This window comes from Acinetobacter sp. 1000160, assembly GCF_000588715.1.
Taxonomy (GTDB): Bacteria; Pseudomonadota; Gammaproteobacteria; order Pseudomonadales; family Moraxellaceae; genus Acinetobacter; species Acinetobacter courvalinii.
Window position 1 is genome coordinate 318,151 of sequence record NZ_JFWP02000003.1, and the last position, 24,870, is coordinate 343,020.

At 41.5% G+C, this 24,870-nt stretch carries 25 protein-coding genes; 6 read left to right on the forward strand and 19 right to left on the reverse strand.

Translation table 11 applies throughout. The features are described 5' to 3' along the window. Window positions 1-6 precede the first annotated feature (6 nt). Window positions 7-381 carry a hypothetical protein gene (locus J699_RS10870; protein ID WP_032867474.1) on the forward strand — a complete coding sequence of 125 codons (375 nt, stop codon included), beginning with the start codon at window positions 7-9 and terminating at the stop codon, window positions 379-381. Between the two features lie 30 nt (window positions 382-411). Here the strand turns inward: J699_RS10870 and purN are convergent, their stop codons facing one another. Together purN and purM are read right to left on the reverse strand one after the other, a co-directional pair. After that, window positions 412-1,041, reverse strand: coding sequence for a phosphoribosylglycinamide formyltransferase (gene purN, locus J699_RS10865; RefSeq protein ID WP_171062221.1), 630 nt, complete (start codon window positions 1,039-1,041; stop codon window positions 412-414). Further along, window positions 1,038-2,108 (reverse strand): phosphoribosylformylglycinamidine cyclo-ligase, encoded by a 1,071-nt coding sequence (purM, locus tag J699_RS10860; RefSeq protein WP_032867472.1) that lies wholly within the window; start codon window positions 2,106-2,108, stop codon window positions 1,038-1,040. Before purM ends, purN begins: the two co-directional genes overlap by 4 nt. A gap of 133 nt (window positions 2,109-2,241) precedes the next feature. Here purM and cxpE point away from each other — a divergent pair, with 133 nt between their 5' ends. The 4 genes from cxpE to J699_RS10840 all read left to right on the forward strand — a co-directional run bounded on the left by cxpE (window position 2,242) and on the right by J699_RS10840 (window position 8,675). Then, window positions 2,242-3,435 (forward strand): chloramphenicol efflux transporter CxpE, encoded by a 1,194-nt coding sequence (cxpE, locus tag J699_RS10855; protein WP_009514801.1) that lies wholly within the window; start codon window positions 2,242-2,244, stop codon window positions 3,433-3,435. Window positions 3,436-3,455: 20 nt separating this feature from the next. Then, window positions 3,456-4,154, forward strand: a complete 699-nt coding sequence (locus J699_RS10850; protein ID WP_004771428.1) for a DnaA regulatory inactivator Hda — start codon at window positions 3,456-3,458, stop codon at window positions 4,152-4,154. 115 nt (window positions 4,155-4,269) lie between these two features. Continuing rightward, window positions 4,270-6,156: a rhombotarget A gene (rbtA, locus tag J699_RS10845; protein ID WP_032867469.1), complete on the forward strand. Its 1,887-nt coding sequence runs from the start codon at window positions 4,270-4,272 to the stop codon at window positions 6,154-6,156. A gap of 14 nt (window positions 6,157-6,170) precedes the next feature. Further along, the gene (locus J699_RS10840) at window positions 6,171-8,675 is read left to right on the forward strand and encodes a CSLREA domain-containing protein (protein WP_032867466.1); all 2,505 of its coding nucleotides are present in this window, start codon (window positions 6,171-6,173) and stop codon (window positions 8,673-8,675) included. A 55-nt stretch (window positions 8,676-8,730) separates the two neighbouring features. Here J699_RS10840 and J699_RS10835 read toward each other — a convergent pair whose 3' ends face one another. The 5 genes from J699_RS10835 to J699_RS10815 all read right to left on the reverse strand — a co-directional run bounded on the left by J699_RS10835 (window position 8,731) and on the right by J699_RS10815 (window position 12,005). After that, window positions 8,731-9,120, reverse strand: coding sequence for a DUF3106 domain-containing protein (locus tag J699_RS10835; protein WP_005284567.1), 390 nt, complete (start codon window positions 9,118-9,120; stop codon window positions 8,731-8,733). Continuing rightward, the gene (locus J699_RS10830; protein ID WP_005229427.1) at window positions 9,110-9,433 is read right to left on the reverse strand and encodes a hypothetical protein; all 324 of its coding nucleotides are present in this window, start codon (window positions 9,431-9,433) and stop codon (window positions 9,110-9,112) included. Before J699_RS10830 ends, J699_RS10835 begins: the two co-directional genes overlap by 11 nt. Beyond that, entirely contained in the window at window positions 9,420-10,037 is a 618-nt protein-coding gene (locus J699_RS10825) for an RNA polymerase sigma factor (protein ID WP_032867464.1), read from the reverse strand. The genes J699_RS10830 and J699_RS10825 overlap by 14 nt, the downstream gene beginning before the upstream one ends. A gap of 160 nt (window positions 10,038-10,197) precedes the next feature. Further along, window positions 10,198-10,974 (reverse strand): TrmH family RNA methyltransferase, encoded by a 777-nt coding sequence (locus J699_RS10820; RefSeq protein ID WP_005229429.1) that lies wholly within the window; start codon window positions 10,972-10,974, stop codon window positions 10,198-10,200. Window positions 10,975-11,033: 59 nt separating this feature from the next. Further along, window positions 11,034-12,005 carry a class 1 fructose-bisphosphatase gene (locus J699_RS10815; protein ID WP_032867462.1) on the reverse strand — a complete coding sequence of 324 codons (972 nt, stop codon included), beginning with the start codon at window positions 12,003-12,005 and terminating at the stop codon, window positions 11,034-11,036. A gap of 177 nt (window positions 12,006-12,182) precedes the next feature. On the opposite strand from J699_RS10815, the gene J699_RS10810 reads away from it, so the two are divergent. Continuing rightward, the gene (locus J699_RS10810; protein WP_005229431.1) at window positions 12,183-12,368 is read left to right on the forward strand and encodes an NF038105 family protein; all 186 of its coding nucleotides are present in this window, start codon (window positions 12,183-12,185) and stop codon (window positions 12,366-12,368) included. Window positions 12,369-12,426: 58 nt separating this feature from the next. Here J699_RS10810 and pal read toward each other — a convergent pair whose 3' ends face one another. From pal to J699_RS10750, 12 genes are all read right to left on the reverse strand, one after another. Beyond that, window positions 12,427-12,993, reverse strand: a complete 567-nt coding sequence (pal, locus tag J699_RS10805) for a peptidoglycan-associated lipoprotein Pal (protein WP_005229441.1) — start codon at window positions 12,991-12,993, stop codon at window positions 12,427-12,429. Between the two features lie 22 nt (window positions 12,994-13,015). Further along, window positions 13,016-14,299 carry a Tol-Pal system beta propeller repeat protein TolB gene (gene tolB / locus J699_RS10800; RefSeq protein ID WP_005229443.1) on the reverse strand — a complete coding sequence of 428 codons (1,284 nt, stop codon included), beginning with the start codon at window positions 14,297-14,299 and terminating at the stop codon, window positions 13,016-13,018. 98 nt (window positions 14,300-14,397) lie between these two features. Further along, a complete protein-coding gene (gene tolA, locus J699_RS10795) occupies window positions 14,398-15,831 on the reverse strand; it encodes a cell envelope integrity protein TolA (RefSeq protein ID WP_032867460.1) in 1,434 nt (477 codons plus the stop codon). Between the two features lie 3 nt (window positions 15,832-15,834). After that, window positions 15,835-16,287 (reverse strand): protein TolR, encoded by a 453-nt coding sequence (gene tolR, locus J699_RS10790; RefSeq protein WP_005211482.1) that lies wholly within the window; start codon window positions 16,285-16,287, stop codon window positions 15,835-15,837. Beyond that, entirely contained in the window at window positions 16,287-16,985 is a 699-nt protein-coding gene (tolQ, locus tag J699_RS10785; protein WP_004771450.1) for a protein TolQ, read from the reverse strand. The genes tolR and tolQ overlap by 1 nt, the downstream gene beginning before the upstream one ends. A 24-nt stretch (window positions 16,986-17,009) precedes the next feature. Beyond that, window positions 17,010-17,417: a tol-pal system-associated acyl-CoA thioesterase gene (ybgC, locus tag J699_RS10780; RefSeq protein WP_004771451.1), complete on the reverse strand. Its 408-nt coding sequence runs from the start codon at window positions 17,415-17,417 to the stop codon at window positions 17,010-17,012. A 132-nt stretch (window positions 17,418-17,549) separates the two neighbouring features. Beyond that, window positions 17,550-18,458 (reverse strand): hypothetical protein, encoded by a 909-nt coding sequence (locus J699_RS10775; RefSeq protein WP_032867458.1) that lies wholly within the window; start codon window positions 18,456-18,458, stop codon window positions 17,550-17,552. 91 nt (window positions 18,459-18,549) lie between these two features. Then, window positions 18,550-19,545 carry a Holliday junction branch migration DNA helicase RuvB gene (ruvB, locus tag J699_RS10770; RefSeq protein ID WP_005229454.1) on the reverse strand — a complete coding sequence of 332 codons (996 nt, stop codon included), beginning with the start codon at window positions 19,543-19,545 and terminating at the stop codon, window positions 18,550-18,552. A 7-nt stretch (window positions 19,546-19,552) separates the two neighbouring features. Continuing rightward, complete coding sequence (ruvA, locus tag J699_RS10765) at window positions 19,553-20,158, reverse strand: Holliday junction branch migration protein RuvA (RefSeq protein ID WP_005284596.1); 606 nt, start codon at window positions 20,156-20,158, stop codon at window positions 19,553-19,555. Window positions 20,159-20,166: 8 nt separating this feature from the next. Next, on the reverse strand, window positions 20,167-20,841 hold the full coding sequence (locus J699_RS10760) for a hypothetical protein (RefSeq protein WP_032867455.1): 675 nt from the start codon (window positions 20,839-20,841) through the stop codon (window positions 20,167-20,169). Then, complete coding sequence (locus J699_RS10755) at window positions 20,841-22,181, reverse strand: deoxyguanosinetriphosphate triphosphohydrolase (RefSeq protein WP_005229461.1); 1,341 nt, start codon at window positions 22,179-22,181, stop codon at window positions 20,841-20,843. Before J699_RS10755 ends, J699_RS10760 begins: the two co-directional genes overlap by 1 nt. Window positions 22,182-22,438: 257 nt before the next feature. Then, a complete protein-coding gene (locus J699_RS10750; RefSeq protein ID WP_032867453.1) occupies window positions 22,439-24,607 on the reverse strand; it encodes a tetratricopeptide repeat protein in 2,169 nt (722 codons plus the stop codon). Window positions 24,608-24,870 lie beyond the last annotated feature (263 nt).

The following is a 24,870-nucleotide window of genomic DNA, read 5'->3' on the forward strand; positions in this document are numbered from 1 at the left end:
GTTTCGATGAGAAATACTGAGATTATTCTAAATGCACTCGGCTTGCTGGGGTATGGGCAAGAAAGTTGCCAAGCAAGCGTACTGATTTTTTTTGATGCTTATCAACAACGGGTTGCATATATCAGCAATTTTTTAGATATATTGGGCCTTGCGTTAAGCAATGTGCAAGCCCAAGACCAACTTGTAAGCATATTTGATCGATTCAATCATAAAAACTGGCAAGAAATAGATCAGTATTCATTTCAAGAAGGTGAGTATTACTGCTTTCTTCGCATCAAAGTTTTTCTATTGCATTTAGCTGATGAACATGACGCAGATGAAAGCATGGAGTGGTTAAATATTTTTCAAGAAAAATATTTAACCTATCTTTTAAAGTCATAAAAAAACGCATCCTTAGATGCGTTTTATTTTTTAGAATTGAGCAAACTGAATCGGTCGTTCCAAAGGCTTCTGGTTAAAATAAGCTTGGCCATTTTGCCAGCGCAGTTGACCTGTACAAAACCATTGCGCGACTTGAGGATAAATAAAATGCTCAAGTTCATGCACGCGTTGCGCTAAAGTCTCTACCGTATCATGTAAACCTACCTGAATGGCAGATTGCGCAATACTTTGTCCGGCATCCAGTTCAGCTGTCACAAAGTGAACGGTACAACCATGCAGCCGGTCTCCGGTATTTAATACCCGTTGATGGGTATTAACGCCTTTATATACAGGCAACAGAGAAGGGTGGATATTTAACATTTTGCCTTGCCATTGCAGCACAAAGCCAGGTGTTAAAATCCGCATAAAACCTGCAAGGATCACTAGATCCACCTGCCATGCTAGCAGTTGCTGGTGCATGGCTGCATCAAAGCTTTCGCGATTCGGATAATCTTTATGTGAAATAACAGCGGTTGCAATATTGGCATCTTTCGCACGTTGTAATGCATAAGCATCAGCTTTGTTTGATAACACACCAATGATTTGCCCTGACAGATTTGCATCTATCAGGGCCTGTAAATTACTACCGCTGCCTGAAACAAGGACAGCAATTCTCATTATGCAAAGATCACGCGAATTTTTTCGTCAGCGCCTTCAACTGATTCAGCATTTTCCTGAATGTGACCAATTTTCCAGGCTTTTTCACCTTGAGCATTCAACACATCAATGGCTTTGTCCGCTTCGCTTGGATCAACTGCAATCACCATACCAACGCCACAGTTAAAGGTACGATACATTTCAAAGCGTTCTACGTTACCTTCGCGTTGTAACAACTGGAACAACTCAGACCATTCCCAGCTTGATTCATCAATCACTGCTTGCGCGCCGTTTGGAAGAACACGCGGTAAGTTACCTGGTAAACCACCACCGGTGATGTGAGCCATGGCATGTACATCAACTTGTTTGCAAAGTTCGAGGACCGGTTTTACATAAATGCGCGTCGGTTCCATTGCAACATCGGCAAGTGGACGACCATCAACGATTTGGGTCAGGTCTACATTTTTAACATCTAAGATTTTGCGTAATAATGAATAACCATTTGAGTGTGCACCACTTGATGCCACACCGATGAGTACATCACCAGACTTCACTTTTGTTCCATCAATAATTTTACTGTGTTCAACTACACCCACAGCAAAACCGGCAAGATCGTAATCTTCGCCTTCATACATGCCTGGCATTTCGGCAGTTTCCCCACCAACCAATGCACAACCAGCAAGTTCACAACCTGTACCAATTCCTGTCACTACATTGGCAGCCACATCAACATTTAGATGACCTGTTGCATAGTAGTCGAGGAAGAAAAGTGGTTCAGCACCACAAACAAGCAAATCGTTAACACACATTGCCACAAGATCTTGACCAATCGTGTCATGACGATTGAGATTGAGTGCCAGGCGTAATTTGGTGCCTACGCCATCTGTGCCCGAAACCAATACAGGTTCTTCATAACCTTTTGGAATTTTGCATAGCGCGCCAAAACCACCAAGACCGCCCATTACTTCAGGACGAGTGGTGCGTTTCGCGACAAATTTGATACGATCGACCAGTGCGTCGCCCGCTTCAATGTCGACGCCCGCATCTTTATAGCTTAAACCAGTGTTTGGGGTAGAAGTTGAGTTGCTCATAGTGAAGTCTCCGCATTGGCGGCAGATTATAACCTGAATATACGAAACTCTTATGTTATTTATGCTCGAAAATGCTATCTTTAATTAAAATTTTTTTTATTTATAACGAATATACAATAAAAGGCTAGATTTTATGCAAGATCAGGTACTACGTCGTATCTTTATCCTCGCTGGGCTCGCATTACTGCTTTGGGTGCTCTATCTGCTAAAGCCCATCGTCATTCCTTTCGTAGGCGCTTTTTTTATTGCCTACCTGTTTAGTCCACTGGTGGATGTCCTTGTCAAAATCAAATTACCGCGTTGGTTAGCCATCAGTATCGTCTTTATTGGAATTGGTGTGACCCTGACCATGGTGTTGTGGTTCTTGGTACCGTTGATCTGGAAACAGCTGATGTATGCCCGGGATAGTATTCCTGCGGGTATCCACTGGATTAATGCCACTTTCCTACCTTGGGTATCACATACCTTTAATGTTGTACCTATGGAGATTGACACTGAACAGATTTCAAAAGCCGTAATGGATTATATCCAGACCAATTACAGCGCTGACAGCATCCAGACCATGGCATTACGAGTCGCCCAATCAGGATTGAACTTTATTCAGATTGGTGGGGTCGTTATCCTTATTCCAATTATCTCGTTCTACTTCCTGCTGGACTGGGAGAGAATGCTGCAAAGTTTAAGACGTTTAATTCCACGTCCATATGAAGCTTCAACCTTAACCATCGTGCGTGAATGTCATAGTGTCTTAGGTGCCTTTGTCAAAGGGCAGTTCCTTGTGATGCTTTTGCTGGGAATCGTTTACGCCGTCGGGTTACAACTGATTGGGCTGGAAGTCGGTTTAATTATTGGCATGATTGCTGGTTTGGCAAGTATCATTCCTTATCTTGGATTTGGTGTCGGGATTATTGCTGCTGTGGTTGCGACACTTTTCCAGTTTGGACTGGACTGGACCCAATTGCTGCTTGTCGGCGTGGTGTTCATGATCGGGCAAATGGTTGAGGGATATATTCTGCAACCGTTCTTGCTGGGTGATAAGATTGGCCTGTCACCTGTGGCTGTTGTTTTCGCGGTATTGGCAGGGGCACAGCTGGGGGGATTCCTGGGCATGCTGATTGCTTTACCTGTGGCTGCGGTGATTGTAGTGCTGCTTAAACATGCACGTGATAATTATGAAAGAAGCCGCTTCTATGGTTCTACCACAGAAGTTGTACTGGTACAGGGTGAAACTCAGCACATAAATGTGGATTCAGAGCAAGTAGAGCTTGATATTCAAATTAAAAACTCTCAAGATACAGAGACTTCAAACCCGAAAGATTTAAAGTAATTGAGGAACATATTAAATATATGCGTCAACTACAACTGGATATAGAACCACAACTCGATGCTCGAATCAGTGATTTTTCGGGGCCGGGTTGGGGGCCTGTGGTTGATGCAGTCAGACAATTACATGCGGGTTTGGTCAGCCGATTCTATGTCTATGGTGGAGCAGGAACAGGTAAAAGCCATTTGCTTTCTGCGATCTGTGATTCTTATCTGGAGCTGGGGCGGCCTGCAATTAAAGTCTCGCTACTCGAATTATTAGATGCACCGATCGAAGCAATTACTTCTCTAGAGTTTTATGATCTGGTTGCACTGGATGATATTGACGCCATTAGTGGTGTACCGCATTGGCAAAAAGCGGTTTTCCATTTGATGAATAATCATGAAGGTCAGTTGGTGTTTTCTTCTCGGGTTGCGCCGATTGAATTAAAACTGGAACTGCCTGATCTTCAATCAAGATTAACCCAGGCAGTCAGTGTTAAAGTCCCGAATGGAAGTTCCTATATTGACCGTCAGGCCTTACTTCAATCGGTAATGACTCGTCGAGGCATTCATTTTGACCAGCAAATTGTTGATTATTTATTAAGTAATGGTCCGCATCAGGCCTCAATATTATTACAAACATTAGCCCAACTTGAAAAAATGCTAAAAGGCGAAAAAACCAAGCTATCCAATACTACTCTTAAACAAATTTATGCCTTAATAGATGAATATCGCCAATAGTATAAAATTTCTTGAGTAATTTTGAGAGCTATGACAAAGTACGCACAAAGGAATGTGGTTGCAAACACCTAGTTTGTAAAATTAAAAAAATGAAAAAACATGAAAGGAGATCGGTATGCTCAAACGGACGCTTGCCTGTACTTTATTGGTGATGACTGGGCACGCTTATTCTGCGGATATCCAAGTCAACACATTAGCTGATGACGAGAATTATACCGGTTGTTCTCTGCGCAACGCCGTAGAATTTTTAAATAAAAGAAGTCAAAAAGAATATGAAAATGGCTATCAGGGCTGTGGTGATAAAGATTCAAGCAGTGTAATTATTTTACAACGAGACCAAACCTACCAGCTAAAGTCAGCATTAAATATCAAGGCTGAGATGATCATCCGTACAGCGAATAGCGATGCTTTTAATGATAATAAACGTGGGCTAAACAATGCGACGATCAAAATGGTAGGCAATGATCGTCTGTTTGTAATTGATGACAACAATGTCGAAAAAGCGTTATTAAGAGTGGCATTGCTTGAGCTGAATTTGCAAGGAACGTCAAAAAAGCTCAATGATGGGGGGCTGATTCTCAATCGTGAAAACTTGGCAATCCAATATTCGCGTTTAACGGGAGGCGCTGCAAATAGAGGCGGGGCAATTTATAATGTCGGCGTCTCATCGGATAAGAATACTGCTGGTTACGTAACTGTTACTAATAGCCTTTTGCAAAATAATAAAGCTGATCAAGGGGCAATTATCTATAGTGAAATTCCCATGTATCTGATCACAAACTCTGTGATGCGTGATAACGAAGGCGTATCAGGGACAGAGGGTGCTTTATTGTATGTCTTGAATGGTTTTAATAATGACACCATTGCTGGAGCATTAACGGATCGATCTGCGGGCATTCGAAGCAGTACTATTTTTCAAAATAAAGGTGGCTATGTCGCAAATATTCGTGAAGGGATGATTCTCAATAATAATACAATCATAAAAAATGCCGCTGGTTTATATTTGCAGTCTTTAAATCGCAAGGTAACCACAGAAGAAACTGTGAATGGAGAGAAGGTAGAAAAAGTAACAGAATATCCAAGTGCCTATGTTTCCAATAGTATTCTAGTAGCGAATGGTAATAGTAATTGTGGCAGTATGACTACTGACACAACTATCGTACAAAGCAATTTAACCACTTCTGACTGTGATCGTAATGCTGAAAAGCGTTTACCCAACTTTATATGGAATGCAAATGATCCCGAGCAGGCATTAATCGCAGGAGGCAGCAATGATGAAGGGATTTGTGCGGCCCCTCCTGCAAAAGGATTATTGTGCCCATATAGTATTCCAAAAGATCAAATGCTAGGTTTCTTCAAACCACGTTTATTAACCTCTTATAAGCAATTATCTGACTCAATTATTGTCAATAAGGGAAGAATTTATAGTGATGGGACGACTTTTAGCTTAGCGAGTTGTGAGGGGGCTGATCAGCGAGGAAAACTTCGTACTGGTTTAAATGAGCTTTGCGATTTAGGATCAATTGAATTGACTGTTGATCGAAGTAATGTTGCTGTTGCTGGAATGGATATCCGTTTTAAAGAAATTGCAAAATTTAGTATTGCAGATAATCTATTAGATGGTGAACTCTTAGACCCCGCTTCGTGTGAACAATTACTGGGCAAACGTTCAGATGGTCAAGCTTGGCAATCAGGTTGTCTGGATATTGTGCAAAATCAGACACCATCTAAAGGAAAGCTCACTCTTGATCAGGATGGGAATGTAACTTATGTGCCTTATAGCGATTGGCACGGCGCTGATATGTTTAAAATGCGCATCATGACGACGATCACGCGTTTTAATAACGTGACCAATTACTATATCGAAATTCCTACCAATATTGTTCAAGATCCACCAGATACTTTCAAAAGTAAAACTGTGAATGTCAGTGGGGGAAGCTTAGGGGTTGGAGCGATTTTTATACTGTTAGGCTTAGTACGGTTGCGTCGGTTTAAATCATAATCAGGGATGATCAGATGAAAAATTATAAAAAAGCGGTATTGGCCACTATGGTTATGGCTGCCATGCCATTATTAGCGGCAACAAATGGAACAGCAATCAAAGTTACAACTTTTGTAGATGAGGACGGCGAAAACCTGAATGCCTGTTCATTACGTGAGGCATTAAAAACCGCAGAGACGCGTGTTTCTTATGGTGGTTGTCCCGTTACTGATAAATTATCTAGTACCACAAAAGTAATTCAACTTGAAAAAGGTGTATATACCTTAAAAAAAGAGCTTAGCCCAAATGTATCCGTTTCAATTCTGGGAGCTAGCCCGGAAGACTGGGAGGAAAAAAGTGTTTTACTTAATGATGTTGTGAATCAATATCCTGCTCAAATCCCTTTACAGACTACAATCAAGGCCGAGAACTCGCGTATTTTTAATACTGCCCTAGGTGCAAAAAATCTAAGCTTAACCAACCTAATTTTAACTGGTGGGCGTTCTTCAGATTTTGGGGGAGCCATATATGCAGGGGCGGATGTTGCATTACAAAGTAGCCAGGTTCTTGACTCTCAAGCAAAGGAGGGAGGCGCTATCTTTATGGCGGGACCTTCATCTACATTAACAATTTCTAAAAGTGTTATACAAGGAAATCAGGCGGAAAAGGGCAGTGTGCTGTCAATGGGATGCATGTCAGATGCAAAATATATTAAAAATACTATTAAATTAACTGCAAATAGCTTTATCAATAACGGCTCTGAAAACTCAAATAGTATGTTTGAATTTTGTGGAGAAGTAGATGCTGAGTTAAAAACCAATACTATTGCAAAAAATAGTACTAATACCACAACTGGCAATCTGATTAAATTTACCGGTGATACCAAAGTTGGGTCGGATGTTAATAATCGGCCAAGTGTATTAAGTGATACAAGTAAATTAACGTTGGTTAGTAATACCATAGTCGAGAATAAAGCTTTTACAACACTGTTATATGACAAGCTAGGTAACAAGAAATTAGATTATAATGTGATCGCTTATAATGGTGATGGTAATAGTTATGCCTGTCGTTATTTATTTGGGAACGCAGTCAATGAAGAGAAGGTCAAATTTGCGGTTAGCTATAATGCACTTGCATTGAAGGAAGACACTTCTACCTCTCCTGTGAATAATGTATGTGATGTTCCCAAAGAATCGCTCAAAGATAATAAAACTAATCTCAATGTCAGTAATATCAGTTTTGCAACGTTGCTAGATTATCAAGCCGCTTCTGCTCATACTGCTTTTATGCCGATTTATTATCCAAAACCAAATGTCACAAGTGTGCCTATAAATGATAAAGGAGATACAAAATTAGTAGGTTTATTAGACGTTGAAGGTACCGGCTGTAGTTCAACTGATCAGCGGGGACTAGCGCGTATTACAGATGGAACCTTATATTATGATCCTGATGCACGTAACCGCTGTGATATTGGTTCGGTTGAATTGATGCGTTTTACTGCGGGTGATTTGCAAGATTTAACGAATAGTTCAATTAGTAATGCTATGACAAATTATCAGGCACAACTAGACTTTTTTAATGATTTGGTGAAACATCCCAATAATCCTGACTTTTTAACTTATTATAAATTCCGGGTAGACAAGTATCAAAGATTATTGAAATATACCAAAGAAAACTTTCACTATCGTGCAATTTATATTGATCTCAGAAATTATCAGTTACCTTTACCCCAAGATGTAAAACAGGCTGATGGTAGTTATAAATTACAGTTTTTTGATCCTGAACTATATACGGTAACAACAGAGCCTTTAGGAAAAGGACAAATTAATGAAACTGTAACCGATATTGATGAAAGTGATAAAGAAAATCTGGTATGTCGTTGGGATAACAACTTACAGCAAATTATTTTTTATCGTAAGAATGAAAGTATTACTCAGGCAGGTGATAAAATTTTCTGTAAATATACGGTTACCTCTAAAGCGAATCCGAGTATACATTCTTCAGGCCTGATCCGAGCTGCATTTGCTAATATTGCGCCTGTAGCCACAGATACTTCTATTACCTTTAAATATAAGCAGAAGCAAAAGTTAAGCCTTAATTTATTGAATTTTGCCAATGATTATGGTGATACAGGTGAAGGTGGACCTGGTCCTGAACAGAATCCAAATAAATCCCAGTTTTGGAAAAATCAAGAAGGGGTAGAGTTACCGATCCGTTTGAGTAATGTGCCTTCTAAGGATTTGAGCATAACTGCTGATCGCCAAGGGCCTTGTCCTGAACCTGATCAAAAGGAAACCTGTTATGGTGGGAATATTTATGTTCAAGAAGTAAATGCATTTAATCCATTTAACTTCTCGTTTAATTATCAGGTATATGATGCGGATGGTATGTCATCAAATGCTGCAACAGTCCGTACCATTAATACTGCAACGACAACGGATGATACGCGTACATCAAGTGGCGGCGGCGGAGGTAGCTTTGGTATCTACTCGCTCCTAGGTCTGTTTGGTCTATTAACCTATCGTCGATTGAAAAAGTAAGTCAAAAAAAGAGCGCCAAATTAGGCGCTCTTTTTTTAGAAAAGAAATTAAAAAATCAATGTTCAGCGTATTTACTTAAATATTCTTCTCGGATATTGACGCGTTCTTCAGTACTCGCATTTTGCATACGTTTACGCAAGGTAGTGCGTTCCTGAGTACTCATTTTTTGCCAGACATCACGCATTTTCTGTTTTTCATCTTCCGGCAGTTGAGTAAACCATTCCATTCTTTGCTGGAGCTGTGAACTTTGTGTGGTTGGAATTTCCTTTAACGACTGATAGCGTTTAATTAAAACGCGTTGTTCTTCAGGAGTTAAATCATCCCACGCTTCTTCAGTCGTGGGTTTATTCTGTTTGGAAAAAATCCAGAAACGTTCTGAACCTGCAAAACTGGTTTGCAATAATCCAAGCGTACACACAACAAGTGCTAATCTTTTAGCTGCCATGTGGAACTTTATCCTCACCTAAAACCAGTAACATTTCCATATCTTCAACCATCTGAGGTGAAAGTTTGGGATTCACTACCACTTGATTCTGTGGTTTATCGATTAACTGTAAAGAACTTGGCAATACAGCAATTCCCATAATCGCGGCTGCAAAGGCAAAGCCTGTCATTTTCCAGATACTGTAATAAGACGTTGGTTTCTTTTGTACGGTATCTAAAACATGATTCATCACCCGCATTTTATTGTGGTGCTGCTCTCTTGCAAGTTGATCAAGTTTGGAAGTCACTTGTTTAGCGAACTCATCTTTTTTCATCTGATGATCCTCCCGTATGTGGATTTAAGTGCTCTAAGGCAATTCTGAGTCCCTGAATTGCACGGTGATAATGTGTTTTTACACTACCTTCACTACAATCCATAATTTGCGCTGTCGTTATCGTATCAAAGCCTTCCCATGCTCTTAACATGAACGCTTGTTGCTGACGGACCGGTAGTTGATTGATTGCAGCCTGAATTTCCTCCATAGTCACTTCCTGATCAAGGAACTCAAATGGATTTGGAGTTGATTCATCGACTACATCAATGATTTCTTCGTCATCGTCTAAACTGATCTTTTTAAATAATGAGAATGGACTTGCCCGGCGGGCCTCCTTTCTTCTCCAGTCCTGGAGCTTATTATTCAATATGGTATAGAACAGGGGATACCATTCGTCGGTACTTTTATCGGCATAGGATTTATGCAATGAAATAAAGGCTTCCTGAACCAGATCCATTGCAATACCTTGTTGTCCCTGTGTCGCACTTTCCATCATCACAAGCGCACGACCAGTCACGTCTTGCATAAAGAAACGCAGACGTTGTTCAACTGTACTACGATCAGTACCGTTTTCTGTTCGAGCCTGTTTAGGTGCTAAATCCATAGAGATGGAAAATCCTGTCATGGATACCCACCATTATTATTTCAATTCATTAATCATATAACGTTGAAAATGGTGGGCGCGTTGACAACTTAAGCAATTATTTTTAGTAGTGTAATAGATTTTCCCCGTAAAAAACGCGTATTTAAAATAAAATAACGTTTTACTGACGTTGGCGCACCATTTCAAAGAAGCAGACTGAACCCGCAATTGCAACATTTAAAGATTCTTGACCACCCGGCTGAGGAATTGTAACCGCCTGAGCATGTTCTAGGGCGTAGTCACTTGCACCTTGGCCTTCATTACCCAGGATCCATACACAAGGTTGGGTTAAATCTTGAGTATATAAACTGGTTGAACGATGTGAGCTGGTTACAAAGACAGGAATTTGAAACTTTGGCAGCAGGTCGTTGAGTTGGAAATTTTCAAAACAAGTCAGACTGAAGTGTGCTCCCATACCCGCACGTAACACACGCGGTGACCATAATGAAGCCGAGCCTTGCGTACAAATTACCTGTTTAATATTGGCAGCTGCCGCAGAACGCAACAGTGTACCGACATTTCCTGGGTCCTGAACATTTTCAAGAATGAGTGTATCTGCTTTAAAATCAATGGTCACTGAGCTTTTGGGCAAATCAATAATGGCCAAGCAGGGCAAGGTTGTGCCTAGAGTACTCAAGTCTTTATACAGTACTTCGCTAATGACAAAAATATGCCCTTGGTGTAATTCAATCACCTGTTGTAACTCTGGGTGATTGAGAGCCTGTTCGGTGGTAAAGAGAGAAAAGATTTTTTTCTGCTGTTGTAACCAAGCCAGGCAAAGATGAGTACCTTCCAGAACCGTTTGCTGATGTTTTTTTCGGGCGCTGTTCAGCTCGATCAGCCCACGCAAATGTTTGATCTTTGCATTGTCTTTTGATTCTAGAAAAATAACTGCCATAAGATAAACATCCAAAAGGGCATTATAAATGGATGATAATGCCCTGATTTTAAAATTAATTAGTGATAACTGGTGACGCGTTCAACTTCATTCTTAGAACCAATAATTACTGGAACACGTTGGTGGAGTTCGGTTGGTTGAATATCCAGAATACGAACACGGCCTGTTGTAGAGGCACCACCAGCCTGTTCAATCAACATGCTCATCGGGTTAGCTTCATACATCAAACGTAAACGACCTGCTTTTTTAGGGTCTTTCAAGTCATATGGATAAAGGAAGATACCGCTACGGCATAAGATACGGTGAATGTCACCCACCATGCATGCAACCCAACGCATATTAAAGTCTTTTTCACGCACCGAAGTTTTACCCGCAAGTAACTCATCAATATAACGTTTTACCGGATTTTCCCAATGACGTTGATTAGAGGAGTTGATTGCAAATTCTTGTGTATCTGCTGAAACCTGAACTTTTTCAGAAGTTAACAAGAAGCTTTGTGTCGTCGGGTCAAAAGTAAAGAATACAACACCAGCGCCAACAGTCAGTGCGAGCATGGTTGAAGGTCCATAAAGCACATAACCGGCAGCAACTTGCTCAGTCCCTGCCTGCATGAAATCAGCAGCTTGGGTGACTGCATTTTTTGCTGGAAGGATAGAGAAAATGGTACCTACACACATATTGATGTCGATGTTGCTTGAACCGTCTAATGGGTCAAATAACACCAAGTATTTACCGTTCTCTTGAGCAGGGGTGAAGTCATCCAGTTCTTCTGAAGCCAAGCCACCTACCTGTGGATGTGCTTTCAATGCATCAATCAGGTAATCATTTGAAATGACATCTAATTTTTTCTGGGTTTCACCTTGGACATTTTCGTTGCCCGCGCTGCCTAAAATACCTGCTAAAGCACCTTTTTGTAAGGCTTGGTCAATGGTCTGGCAGGTTGCTGCAATTGTTTCAATGACTTGTGCCAACTCTGGAGTCAAATTCCCGTTTTGTTGTTCTAGGTATTGGGTCAAAGTAAGGTTTGACATATTGAATAGCTCCGATTTAGCCGTGTCAAAAATTGATAAAAATGAATGTGGCTATTCTAGATGAGATCGCCCAAAAATAAAAATTATCTTACTTTATTTATGTTGCTTTTATGATTACAACTAAGCCATTACATGCTATGTTGCATAGATACTAAACAGGATGTTTGGAGGCTAAAGATGACAACCAAGAATTTTGAGGCAACGCCCACGCCAAGTGAACCTATTAACTTAGATACGATTTCCAAAGAAAATGTGAAGGATGCATGGAAAGAGTATGAGGCCAAGCCAGAATATAAAGAGTTTAATAAGCATGATTTGATTGAGTCGATGCAAAATAAGCCTGACGCTCAATCTTCATCTTAAGCAATGGAATAAAAATGCTCACATGAAGTGAGCATTTTTATTTATAGCGGAACCACAATTATTTTAATAGTGGTGGAACTGCTTCGTAGTTAATTTCTACACGGCGGTTTTCTTTCCATGCAGCTTCGTCATGACCTGCATTCACTGGAGATTCTTTACCGTAACTAACTGCTTCAAGCTGTTGCGGATTCACACCATTGGTGATCAAGAAGCTTTCAACGGCTTTGGCACGACGCTCACCAAGTGCCATATTGTATTCACGTGTACCGCGTTCATCTGTGTGGCCTGTAAGGGCAACACGAGAGTTCGCATTGGCAACAAGGAACTGAGCATGGGCTTGTAATGTTTGATAATCTTCGTTTGATAAATCACTGCTGTCATAGTTGAAGTGAACAACACGTTTTGCCAAGAATGCTTTATTGGCAGCAGTTACGCCTTTTGAAGATGCGCCAGCAAGGTTTTGTGCATTTAAAGCAGCATCTTCACTTAAACCGTCAGTGCTGACTGATGATGCGCCATTCGGATTCGTACCTGTAGTAATTTCAGCAGCAGGTTTACGGCTTGCACAACCCGTGAAAACCAGTGTCGCAGCAATCAATGGCAGCGTTAGATATTTAATGTTCATATGATTCTCCAATCAATTAAATTTATTTTGGTGCCCAAGCAGGTTCACGAACTTCACCTTGTTCGCTTGGTAAATTCATGCGGAAACGACCATCAGTAGACATGACTGATAAAAGACCACGATTTCCTTCACGCGTTGCGTAAACCACCATTTGACCATTTGGCGAGAAGCTCGGTGATTCATCTAAACTGGTTGGCGTGAGAATATTGGTGATGCCTGTATTAATATCCTGAATCGCAACTTTGTAGTTACTGCCACTTGGACGATGCACCAGGGCAATCTTTTTACCATCTGCGCTTAAGGTACCGCGCGCATTGAATGCACCTTTAAAGGTAAGACGCTTAACTGAACTGTCATCAAAGCTATAGCGGTAAATCTGTGGTGAACCGCCGCGATCCGAGGTAAATATGAAGGATTTGCCATCTGGTGAGTAGCGCGCTTCGGTATCAATCGCTGAGTCATTGGTCATGCGTTGTACTTGGCGGGTGCTTAAATCCATTTGATAGACTTCAGGGTTGCCGTGCATCGATGCAGTAAATAGCATTGATTTACCATCTGGCGAGAAACTCGGTGCACCGTTTAAACCACGGAAGCTGGCTAGCACTTCGCGCTGGCCAGTCGCTAAATCTTGTAGATAAATTGCAGGTCGTTTGGTTTCAAAAGACACATAGGCAATTTTCTTGGCATCAGGTGTCCAGGCCGGAGAAAGGATCGGATCACGTGATGACAGAACTGTTTTAGGTTGTTCGCCATCCGTATCTGCAATTTGCAAGGTATAACGTTGTGCAGGCGTGGCCTGATTACGTAATACATAGGCAATACGACCGCTAAAGTCACCTGCGATACCGGTTAAGGCCTGATAAATCGTATCACTGATCAGGTGGCCTGCTTGACGCACACGTGAACGAGGCACAGTCAGTACTTCATTCAGTAGATATTGTTGTTTTTGTACGTCATACAACTGGTAGTGAATTTCAAATGTATTGGCATCCACAGCCTTCATTTGGCCCACGACGACATAAGGCACACCCGCAGTTTGCCAATCGCCTGCCTGTACCTGATTAAGGCTGGCAGTTGCAGGTAAGTTCTGAGATGCACTGGTAAAACGGCCTGAACGGTTCAAGTCGCTTTCCACAATTGGATAGATCGCATTGTCATTGGCAAATGGAATGATCGCGATTTTTGGTGCTTGTTCAGGTGCTTTGGCAATTTCTAGATGTAATTGAGCAAAAGTTGCAGTAGGAACAACTGTGCTAATTGCAGCGAAAACTGCTAAAGAGAGGAGGTGTTTACGAGTCTTGTCCATAGTTACAATTACTTGCGTCGTATTTTTGTGGCTGTTGATTATTTAACACAGTTATAGGCTTTGTGCTATTAAAAGCCTATAACGTTAACTATTCATTACTATTTTGCAGTAAAACTTGAAGTAAAGCTTCTTGCCTCACGGCGTGCAACAGGATCATCTGGCATTGGATAAGGTGCAGCAGCACGAACTGCAGCTTCTACACTTGCTTTCACGTCTGGGTCGCTTGCAGAAACAACAACAGATAATACAGCACCGCTATCGCTCAAGGTAACACGTGCGCTGGCACGCTGACCTGATGAACCCGATGGCATATTCCAGGCACGATAGATTTTTTGTTCAAAATCACGTTTAGCTGTTGATGCAATACGTTTTGCATCGGCTTTTTTCTGAGCAGCATCCTGTTCTGCTTTTTTAGCAGCAGCGGCTTTTGCGTCGGCTTCTGCTTCAGCTTTACGTTTCGCGTCTGCCTCAGCTTTGGCTTTTGCATCGGCGTCGGCCTTGCGTTTGGCATCGGCATCCGCTTTTACTTTGGCATCGGCATCCGCTTTACGTTTGGCATCTGCATCTGCTTTGCGTTTAGCATCTGCATCTGCTTTGCGTTTGGCATCCGCGTCAGCTTTTGCTTTCGCATCGGCATCTGCTTTACGTTTAGCATCTGCGTCGGCTTTGCGTTTGGCATCCGCGTCAGCTTTCCGTTTTGCATCGGCATCAGCTTTACGTTTCGCGTCTGCATCAGCTTTGCGTTTCGCATCTGCATCCGCTTTACGTTTCGCATCTGTATCAGCTTTGCGTTTAGCATCTGCATCCGCTTTGGCTTTTGCATCTGCATCCGCTTTGCGTTTGGCATCTGCCTCAGCTTTACGTTTCGCGTCCTGCTGAGCTTGAAGCTTGGCATTTTCAGCCGCTTTCTGCTGTTTTAACTTGGCATCTTGCTCTGCTTTCTGACGAGCTTTAGCGTCTGCTTCAGCTTTCGCGTTTTGTTCAGCCCTGCGTTTTGCTTCAGCTTCATTTTTAGCTTTTGCATCGGCTTGACGTTTTGCTTCAGCTTCATTTTTTGCTTTCGTATCGGCCTGACGTTTTGCTTCAGCATCTGCACGTTGTTTTTGTGCTTGTGCTTCTGCAAGTTTACGTTGTTGTTCCTCTTGCTGAGCGCGAGCAGCTTCTTCAGCTTTACGTTTTTGTTCAGCTAATTTTGCCTGCTGTGCTTGTGCTGCCTTTTGCTTCTCAGCTGCAAGTTGTTGAGCCGTTGGTGGTGGAGGGGCTACAGGAATATTTTCAGGTAGGGTCAGATCTACATTCGGACTGACCACTTCTGGTGCCTGTTTGTCAGCCGTGACCTGTTGTTCAGGCTGTTGTAGCGATGAAGGTAAATCTTCTGGCTTCACCAAAATAGTGGTGAGTTTTTTAGGCTCTTCTGGTGGTTTACTCAAGCCTAAAAACAGTAAGCCAACAATCGCGATTGCATGCACACCGAGTGTGAAACCCAGTGCAATCGCATTTTGTTTAAAAGGCGGCTCTTGAAATTTTTTCATAGCTTATTTTAACGGCTCAGTCAGTAAGCCAACTTGAGTTAGGCCGGCTTCTTGTAGACTCGCCATCAGTGAAACCACTTCACCATAAGGACGAGATTTATCACCATTCACCAGAACAGTCAGTTGCTTATTTTCTTGCTCGGCTTGAGTTTGTGCCTCACTTAAAAGGGTTTCAAGCTGGGCAAGTGATAGCGGTTCGCTACCTTTGTGCTCTTGATATTGCAAAAAGATATCACCATCTTTACCAATCGTGACCATTGCTGGCATATCTTTAGATTCAATAGGGTGATTATTGGCTTGAGGTAAATCCACTTTGATACCACTGGTAATCATGGGTGCGGTCACCATAAAAATGACCAGTAGCACCAACATGACGTCGATATAAGGAACCACGTTCATATCGCTTTTTAGTGGTTTCTTAATCCGCTCAAAACGTCCAGATCGTTGAATCGCCATTATGCATCTTCCTGTGTCGTTCCAATTGCTTGACGCTGTAAAAGAGCAACCATTTCTTCTGCAAATAAGGCACGGTCTGAATAGATTGATTCACCTTTGGCGGTATAGTGGTTAAACGCAAGTACCGCTGGAATGGCTGCAAATAAGCCGATTGCGGTAGCGATAAGGGCCTCGGCAATACCCGGTGCAACGGTGGCTAAAGTGACTTGATCAACTGCAGCTAGACCGATGAAGGCATTCATGATACCCCAGACAGTACCGAATAAACCGATATAAGGTGCAACCGAACCAATGCTGGCCAACGCACCTAAACCTTGCTCCAAACCACCTTGATCACGGCTTAAACCGACACGAAGAATACGTTCAGTTCCTTCGATAGTCTGGTTGGTATCTGCTTTACGTTTTTGTAATTTAAAAAACTCACCCAACCCTTGATAGAAGATGTCTTCCAAACCACGACGTTTAGAGTTGAGTTGAGCATTGTTATAAAGGGTATTTAATTCGGCACCTGACCAGAACATCTTTTGAAAATGCTCATCATCTTGTCCTGCTTTTTTGAAGCCCATATGTAATTTTGCAATCAGATACCAGCTGTAAATTGAAGCAAGTAATAAGATCAGCATGACCAGCTGTACAACAGGACTTGCTTGTAAAATAAGGTCGGAGATGTGTAGAGAAGATTCTAAATTAGTTGCCATAAGTTACTGTGCCGAAAGTTTATTTTAGTCCTGTGCCAATTCTTTTTGAATCAGGTCACGAATTTCATCAGGAAGTCGACGTGGCATTAACTCTTTGTTTAAACATGCCAACACAACCTCACCTGAAGCCAGCAAGATTTCACCACGATAAATATTTTGTTGCAACACAAATGATGCGGCTTTACACGAAATAACACGTGCTGTAACGGTAATTAAGTCATCCATTAATATAGGTCGTACATATTTGACCTGAATCTGGTGCACTACAAAGTTGTAATCTTGTTGATGCCAGTAGTGATCTACACCCGCAGCACGTAACCATTCAGTGCGCGCACGTTCCATAAAACGGATATGGTTGGCGTGATAGACGATACCACCTGCATCTGTATCTTCAATGTAAACGCGAATTTTAAATTCAAAATGATTAGCCATGTTTTTACCTATTTCCATGCTCAGTCGGCAGCAATCAGGGAATGATAGGGGGTCAATTCGAAGATGGAAATAGTAATAAATAACATATTGTTGAACTTGATAAAAAAGAAGCCCTCCGAAGAGGGCCTTTTTCTAATAATTTAAATCTTGCCAGTCTACAACTTTAGGAAAGCCAGTTACGCTTGAACCGTTAGAATAGGCACGCATTAAAGCTTTATAATCAGCGGTTCTGGTAATGGTAATAGAATTTTTACGGTTGCTACTATCCTCAATTACAATTTCAGCAAAACTTGGATAAAAAGCCAGTGCATCCTCAACACTTCCAAATTTGATTTGATTGTTAAAATTCACCGAGAATTCTTTGTTATTTGATATTCCGGTTAAGCTTCCTTTGGTGATAGATCCGGCAGGCCAAGGTTCAAAACTATAGTTAGTGAGTTTATAGATTTCTGTATAGTTTTTATCAGTCCAGGTAAAATCGATTTTACTGATGTCATATTTAAATGGACGTGAATCAGGGAAATAAGACAGGCTACTTTTGCTACCGCTATAGGTAGTTGTTTCGTTGTCCATTTCTACTTTAAACTGAGTGAGTGTCGTATCAATTTTAAAGTTATTCTCTACCCAATAACCCTGAGTATTAATCTTTCCAGATAAAAACATGGGTTCCTCAAAGATAGGCTGTGTAATTCCATCTTTTGTAAATTGGAGTTCACATTTATTGAGGGTAACACTTTGGCGATCTTTGCTGAAACTACCGCCTTTGTTACGGCAAGATGCCTTATAGCCGGATTGTTCTCCGCCTTGTATTAAATAAAAAACAGATTCAGCAAGCGTGATGGTATCAATCAGCTGATTTCCATTAATGCTTGATAAATTGATAATGGGTGCATAAATGATTTTAAGATTTTCTGGTTTGCTATAATCTAGTTTTTCTTTTCCTTGAAATGAATTGCTATTATCTGCATTATCATTTCCGCCCCCACAGGCTACTAGAAATAAACTACTCACAAATACGGCAGTTAAAGTTTTAATTTTCATTTTTACCCTAAAAATAATGAGATGATTAAAATCATGGATATGCTATTCCAATCATCTCATTATATGAAGGGTTTAATTGAAAATATTTATATTACTCAGGTGGCGTCATACCAAACTGCAAATACGCCATATTGGTTGCAATACGACCGCGTGCAGTCCGCATCACATAACCTTGCTGAATTAAATACGGTTCAATCACATCTTCCAGCGTTCCACTGTCTTCTGCCATCGCTGCGGCTAATGCTTCGACACCAGTTGGTCGTCCTTCAAAACGTTCCAGCAACATACTGAGATAACGTCGATCGAGCGTATCTAAACCAGCTTTATCCACATTGAGCATGTCTAAAGCACGTTGAGCCATGTCTTGAGTTACTTCACCTGTGCCTTTGACTTGCGCGTAATCACGAACACGACGTAATAAACGGTTGGCAATACGTGGAGTGCCGCGTGCACGGCGGGCGATTTCGGTTGAACCCTCATGGGTAATCGGCACGTCCATCAAATTGGCAGAACGTGTCACGATATGCGTTAAATCCTCAACCGAATAGAATTCTAAGCGTTGCACAATCCCGAAACGGTCACGTAATGGCGAAGTCAACAAACCTGCACGTGTTGTGGCTGCAACTAAAGTAAATGCAGGTAGATCGAGCTTGATTGAGCGGGCAGCAGGGCCTTCACCAATCATGATATCCAGCTGATAATCTTCCATCGCCGGATACAGAATTTCTTCAATCACGGGTGAAAGACGATGGATTTCGTCAATAAACAGAACATCACCTTCTTCCAGATTGGTCAGCATGGCAGCCAAATCGCCAGCACGTTCTAACACTGGACCAGAAGTCGATTTTAAATTACCGCCCATTTCACGTGCGATAATATTCGCCAAGGTGGTTTTACCCAAGCCTGGTGGGCCAAAGATCAGGGTATGATCGAGTGCCTCACCACGACCACGGGCCGCGCCAATGAAGATTTCCATTTGCTCACGCACCACAGGCTGACCGATATAATCAGCCAAAGACGTAGGGCGAATGGCACGATCAAAATGATCTTCAGGTTTTTCTGTTCCGCTAATAAGACGATCTTGCATATATCTATTACTTCATCATGGATTTAAGCGCAGCACGGATAATATCGGCTGACTCAGTATAATCTGCTTTGACGGCAGCAACGGCTTTTTGTGCTTCAGCCGGCTTATAGCCGAGTGATTGTAATGCGGCCTCGGCTTCGGCAACAGGTGAGTTGGACATGAACTGGATTTGCGTTGCCGCAGCATTGCTTGAGCCACCTGCAGGATGGGCCAATGCTTTAAAGCGGTCACGTAATTCAATCATTAAGCGTTCAGCAGTTTTTTTACCTACACCCGGAACTTTAATCAAGGTATTCACATCATCATGTTCAATGGTATGTATCAGTAATTCAACACTCAAGGTTGAAAGAATACCGAGTGCCATTTTAGGCCCTACACCGTTCACTTTGAGGAGTGTGCGGAAAATGGTTTTTTCTTGAGCATCGCTAAAACCATATAGTTGCTGCGCATCTTCACGTACCACTAAATGGGTCCATAACGTAACTTTTTGTCCTTTTTGTAATTGGCAAAATGTCGAAAGTGGGGTGTCAATTTCATAACCTACACCATTTACATTGAGTAATACGGTTGGGGCTTCCAGGGCAAACACTTCGCCAATCAAACATCCGATCATTGAATCTTTCACTTATTTGTTAATGGTTGAATAGTAGTAGCCATTTGTTCTAAACGCAAAATAGCTTTCAGGATTTCTTTGCGATTTCGTGCGGATTTTATCCAGGCAGGCAATCGGCTTAAGTAAGTTTTATTCTTGTTGGTATAGGTTCTCTGTCTTAGCTCAGCAGAGATGTAAGCCTTCAAATCATTTAACTGTTCCATGTTATACACGAAAATAAGACCATGCCTGGTTTCTGTGGTGAGATACAGCCGATAACCAAAGAAAGGATCTTTGTTGATTTCAAACCCTGACTTTCTCGGGATTTTATAGGTCCATAACGTATAAGGGGAATTATACACTTGCTCTTTTTGGCAGAAAGTACAATTCAGTTTGATAAAAGGCGGAAGAACACTGGGCCGGGCATAAGATTGGGAAAAGTAATATTTCCCACGTTTACAAGTGCAGGTTTGATTAATTTCTACGTTGATCTCGTCAAAATAGCCTAAGTTGTTTTGTTGTTGCTGGTCTTGATCAAAAGTTTTACAACAGGATAAACAGCTAAAAACAAGGCTTTTTTTAGGCTGATCAGGTAATTCTTGTTGAAAGACCTGAGCTTTATGCTGACAAAATGGACATACCACTAAAACAGGAGCATGGGTAAAACTATCCCAAGTCTTACCTTCATCAATAAATCGCTTCATTAAAAAAAGCCTATTTTATTGCCTTGCAACTCTTGCGCCAGACTATAAGCCTGATGGTCTGAGAACTTGCTAATAATATCAAGAACTTGCATAATATTATTATAATGGTTGTTTTGCAGATTTACGCCTGAATGTTGCAAAATTGACATCAATCGCTGCTCTTTAAAGCTGAGTGCCTTATGTGGCATGGTCAGGGGAATAAAGGCATCCAGAATGGTTTGCAAACTTTGATGTGCAATAATTTCTAAACCGGATTTTTGAGGATGTTCAAAGATACGGTCTCTGGCAAGATTCTTGGCGGTTTGAATACCGGCTTCAATATCCGGCGAACAATATTGTAACAGGCTACCTTTGAGCTGACCTGTCAGAATTTCAAAATGATGCTTGGCAAAAGCAGTGGTGACTTCATCGACCAAACGCTTCATGACGCGACCGCGTAAAGCTGCGATCTTCTGTTGCCAGGTAGTATGCGGTAAATGGAGTTCCTCGGGATAACCGTAATCGGCGATCAGGTTCAGAAAAATCGGCTCAACTTCGGCATAGTTCAACATATTCAGAATAATGCCATCTTCCAGATCAATCAGCGCATAACACATGTCATCAGCAGCTTCTAATAAATAGGTCAGGGGATGACGGCAATAATGATATTCACCGAGTTGAATCAGGCCGAGCTGTTCAGCCAGTTGTTTTAAAATTTCTTTTTCAGATTGATAGCAACCAAATTTTGCCCGTTGATGGGAAGGCGTATCACCTTGTTCTTCAATGGTTTTGGATAGCCATGGATATTTTAAATAAGCGCCTAGCGTGGCACAGGTCAGGCGCATTCCGCCATCATCTGGATGATAATCAATCCGGCTAAGCAGGCGAAGTCCTTGGGCATTGCCCTCGAATTGACGCACATCGGCTTGTTCTTCGGGTGTCAGTTTGGTGAGGAAGTCCCGATGAGAGGCATCATCAAACCATTCACGAATGGCATATTCACCGGCATGACCAAAGGGTGGATTGCCAATATCATGGGCCAGACAAGCCGCCTGAATGATCGCCCCGACATCGGCAGGGGAGATCCACATGGGTAATTCATCTTTAATTTTTTCAGCGGCAAGCATGCCGAGTGAGCGGCCGATACAAGACACTTCCAGTGAGTGAGTAAGGCGGGTATGAATACCATCGTGTTGTGTAAGCGGGTGAACCTGGGTTTTTCTATTCAGTTGGCGAAAGCTTTGGGAAAATATAATTCTGTCGTAATCTTTATGGAATGGGCTTCGAGCCAATTCGGTACTGCTTTTTTTACTGCCTAAACGAATTGCAGAAAGCAATTCTAACCAACGCATTTGTTCCATTTATCATTATTCACTATGAATTCAGTTTCATCATGCCAAAAAAAAGATTAAAGCACTAGAGTAGGGCGACATAAATTGTCTTGCTGCTTGTTTTAGGGGCTTAAGGCTATCGAATCGACTTCTATGCTGCGCAATAAACAGCCCACAAGCAGCAGGCTGATCGCGAAACGTCCTAGCAAGTCAGACAAAAGATCTGACTTATTCATACATTAAATAAAAACCTATAAATAAGTCAGAGCAAAGCCATTTAATTGAACTTAAAAAAATCTGGAGAAGAAGCCCGGTTTTTTCCATGACTTCTTGTAGTGCGCGGCAATAGGGATATGGTCGCTATATGACAGGATATGATCCAGATGTTGGTGCGCCTGTTTGATCTGACCGCTGTTATAGTATGCTTCAGCTTCAAGCAGATAGATATATTCCATAAGGTCATTATAGGCCCAGGCTTGCTGTTCATAAATCATTCGAGACTGTTCAGCCAACTGATGTACCATTGCAAAATCACCCAATCTGAGAAAGCTTTTCATCAGGTATTGATTGAGCGAAGGAAAATCTTCCGGATCAAATTCCTGCTCTATTCTGGCTGCATGATACTGATAAAACTGGATTGCTTGCTCATGTTGTTCAAGTAAGCAGTAACTTTTAATGATCAGGTAAATCGTCTTGTCCCAGTCCTGTTGTGCCATCATAAAACTGCGTTTCAACTTTAAATAGCGATAAGCGGATGCATTTATATTTTCATAATCCTCTAACTCATTATAGACCTGCATTAACACATAATGGGGTTGAGACGCGAGAGGGAAGCGAGTCGTAACGCTTTCATAATAGTCTTTGCGAATCAATGCATCCTGATCTTCATACAGTTCATAAATCAGATTCTCTACTGCACATTCTGCCACCTGTAGGTTGCGATAATCTTCATCATGCAGATGAGGTTTCTTAGCAGCATATTGATATAGCTGAAACAGGACTTTTTCAGCTTCTTCCTGAATATTGTCGATTTTGCCTAATTTTGCTTGGCAGGCCACATACTCTGCCACCCGAATTTGATGTTCAGTAAACGGCACACAGCTTGCATCATATTTTTCAAAATATTCTGCTAAAGCATGCTCCATGTCTTGGTAATTTTGCGCCTCTTTATAAGCCCAGATTCGGGTAAAGTGTAACTCCATAAACTCGGAGTAATTTAATCCTTCTGTAGCAATAGCAGCTGCCTGATCATAGTGTCCGGTTCTGATCAGCTTGATGGCATAGTTATTACAACACATCGCAAAATAATGGTAATTACCGTGATAGTCGCTTGGGTATTGATTCTGCTCATAGTACTGTTTAAAGGCGTGATAAGACTGACGATAAATTTCACAATTTAAATGAGTCAGCTCGGATGTGATCTGATCATCGAAATCGTAATTTTCCTCATAAAACTCGTTTAGACTCACCCCTGCAGCATAGAGATCTCTGGGCAGGGTCTGGTTGAATAGTGGAACTTCCAGAGTGATGGATTGTTGCAGCAGATATTTTGATTCCAGCCATCTACGCCAGGTCACAACATCCGGTTTTAAGGCTTGGGCTTTTTCCAGATAAGTGAATGCTTGCTGATATTGTTCGTTTTCATACAGATAAGTTCCAGCAAAATGCAAAGCAGAAGCTTCATCTGGATATTTTTCAATAGTGGCTAAGCTGCGTTGATAATAGGCAGATTCTGTCTTATTGAGTTGTTCATAATAGTTCCGCTCAATAATGATTTGGTAATAGCGAACTTCCGGATGCTCATAACCGTTGTTAATCAGCTCTTCAAAGCGGTGATACCAGCGGACTAATCCAGCCGGAACCTCGGGTTGGTAATTTAATCCTTTGATCAGTTTTAATAATATTTTTTGTGCCAACGTAATGTCTTGATGCTCATACGCAATTTCTGCCAAATGCAAATACTCGGTTTCATCTTCAACAGAGAGCAGATCAATACCATTTTCGATTTGCATGATTAAGTCAGGATGTTGTTGTGACGCTAAAAAATACACTTTGTCGAGCCAGAGCTGTGAAATCATGATATCGCGGCATTCACGGTTATGAGCATAGTGCTGTTGATAAAGCTCAGTATATTCAGCATCATATTTTAAGAAATCGTTTACATCTTTCTGTTGTTTGGCGAGCAATAAATAATAACGCAGTGCTGCTTCTTTCTCATTTTCCTGCTGATAAAGGCGTTGTATCAGCGCTTTATATTGATCTGCATGTTCACTATTCAGCAAGGAGAGAGGTTGAGTTTTACTTTCCAAAGAAGTTTCATGTTTAAACAGATAGTCCAGCATGGTCTTGAGGGTATTCAGGTCGTTGGGATGTTCTGTTAGATATTCTTCAGCAGCTTCAATACATTGGGAAATTTTCTTTTGTTTAAATAGTTGCTCGATTATTTGCTTATTCATTAAAGCTCTCTAGGCCGTTCTAAGTTGTTAGGAAGACAGGTCTGTATTATATATTTTTTCAGGCAAGTTACTATCAAGCTATTGATCTGATCCAGGTCATGACAAATAGAGCTGAGAAAATTAAAGCTTAGCTATTGAGATAAACGGGAGATAGGTACTGGTGTAGGGGTAAGCGATGCACCCATTCCACCGTATTTATCGAGTGGCTGAGCTTGTTATGATCTCTAGCGAGATAGAGCGACGAATCAGCGTATAGAAAAGTC

Bases quoted from the DNA above. Each gene is read 5' to 3' on its own strand.
- tolA (WP_032867460.1), bottom strand. From the start codon at position 15,831: ATGAAAAAATTTCAAGAGCCGCCTTTTAAACAAAATGCGATTGCACTG.
- J699_RS10760 (WP_032867455.1), bottom strand. From the start codon at position 20,841: ATGAAGCGATTTATTGATGAAGGTAAGACTTGGGATAGTTTTACCCAT.
- J699_RS10815 (WP_032867462.1), bottom strand. From the start codon at position 12,005: ATGTCAAACCTTACTTTGACCCAATACCTAGAACAACAAAACGGGAAT.
- ruvA (WP_005284596.1), bottom strand. From the start codon at position 20,158: ATGATCGGATGTTTGATTGGCGAAGTGTTTGCCCTGGAAGCCCCAACC.
- tolQ (WP_004771450.1), bottom strand. From the start codon at position 16,985: ATGGCAACTAATTTAGAATCTTCTCTACACATCTCCGACCTTATTTTA.
- J699_RS10810 (WP_005229431.1), top strand. From the start codon at position 12,183: ATGACAACCAAGAATTTTGAGGCAACGCCCACGCCAAGTGAACCTATT.
- J699_RS10840 (WP_032867466.1), top strand. From the start codon at position 6,171: ATGAAAAATTATAAAAAAGCGGTATTGGCCACTATGGTTATGGCTGCC.
- J699_RS10750 (WP_032867453.1), bottom strand. From the start codon at position 24,607: ATGAATAAGCAAATAATCGAGCAACTATTTAAACAAAAGAAAATTTCC.
- cxpE (WP_009514801.1), top strand. From the start codon at position 2,242: ATGCAAGATCAGGTACTACGTCGTATCTTTATCCTCGCTGGGCTCGCA.
- J699_RS10775 (WP_032867458.1), bottom strand. From the start codon at position 18,458: ATGAAAATTAAAACTTTAACTGCCGTATTTGTGAGTAGTTTATTTCTA.
- tolR (WP_005211482.1), bottom strand. From the start codon at position 16,287: ATGGCGATTCAACGATCTGGACGTTTTGAGCGGATTAAGAAACCACTA.
- J699_RS10830 (WP_005229427.1), bottom strand. From the start codon at position 9,433: ATGAAAAAAGATGAGTTCGCTAAACAAGTGACTTCCAAACTTGATCAA.
- J699_RS10825 (WP_032867464.1), bottom strand. From the start codon at position 10,037: ATGGATTTAGCACCTAAACAGGCTCGAACAGAAAACGGTACTGATCGT.
- J699_RS10870 (WP_032867474.1), top strand. From the start codon at position 7: ATGAGAAATACTGAGATTATTCTAAATGCACTCGGCTTGCTGGGGTAT.
- tolB (WP_005229443.1), bottom strand. From the start codon at position 14,299: ATGGACAAGACTCGTAAACACCTCCTCTCTTTAGCAGTTTTCGCTGCA.
- J699_RS10820 (WP_005229429.1), bottom strand. From the start codon at position 10,974: ATGGCAGTTATTTTTCTAGAATCAAAAGACAATGCAAAGATCAAACAT.
- purM (WP_032867472.1), bottom strand. From the start codon at position 2,108: ATGAGCAACTCAACTTCTACCCCAAACACTGGTTTAAGCTATAAAGAT.
- J699_RS10755 (WP_005229461.1), bottom strand. From the start codon at position 22,181: ATGGAACAAATGCGTTGGTTAGAATTGCTTTCTGCAATTCGTTTAGGC.
- J699_RS10850 (WP_004771428.1), top strand. From the start codon at position 3,456: ATGCGTCAACTACAACTGGATATAGAACCACAACTCGATGCTCGAATC.
- ruvB (WP_005229454.1), bottom strand. From the start codon at position 19,545: ATGCAAGATCGTCTTATTAGCGGAACAGAAAAACCTGAAGATCATTTT.
- ybgC (WP_004771451.1), bottom strand. From the start codon at position 17,417: ATGGCTAATCATTTTGAATTTAAAATTCGCGTTTACATTGAAGATACA.
- rbtA (WP_032867469.1), top strand. From the start codon at position 4,270: ATGCTCAAACGGACGCTTGCCTGTACTTTATTGGTGATGACTGGGCAC.
- pal (WP_005229441.1), bottom strand. From the start codon at position 12,993: ATGAACATTAAATATCTAACGCTGCCATTGATTGCTGCGACACTGGTT.
- J699_RS10835 (WP_005284567.1), bottom strand. From the start codon at position 9,120: ATGGCAGCTAAAAGATTAGCACTTGTTGTGTGTACGCTTGGATTATTG.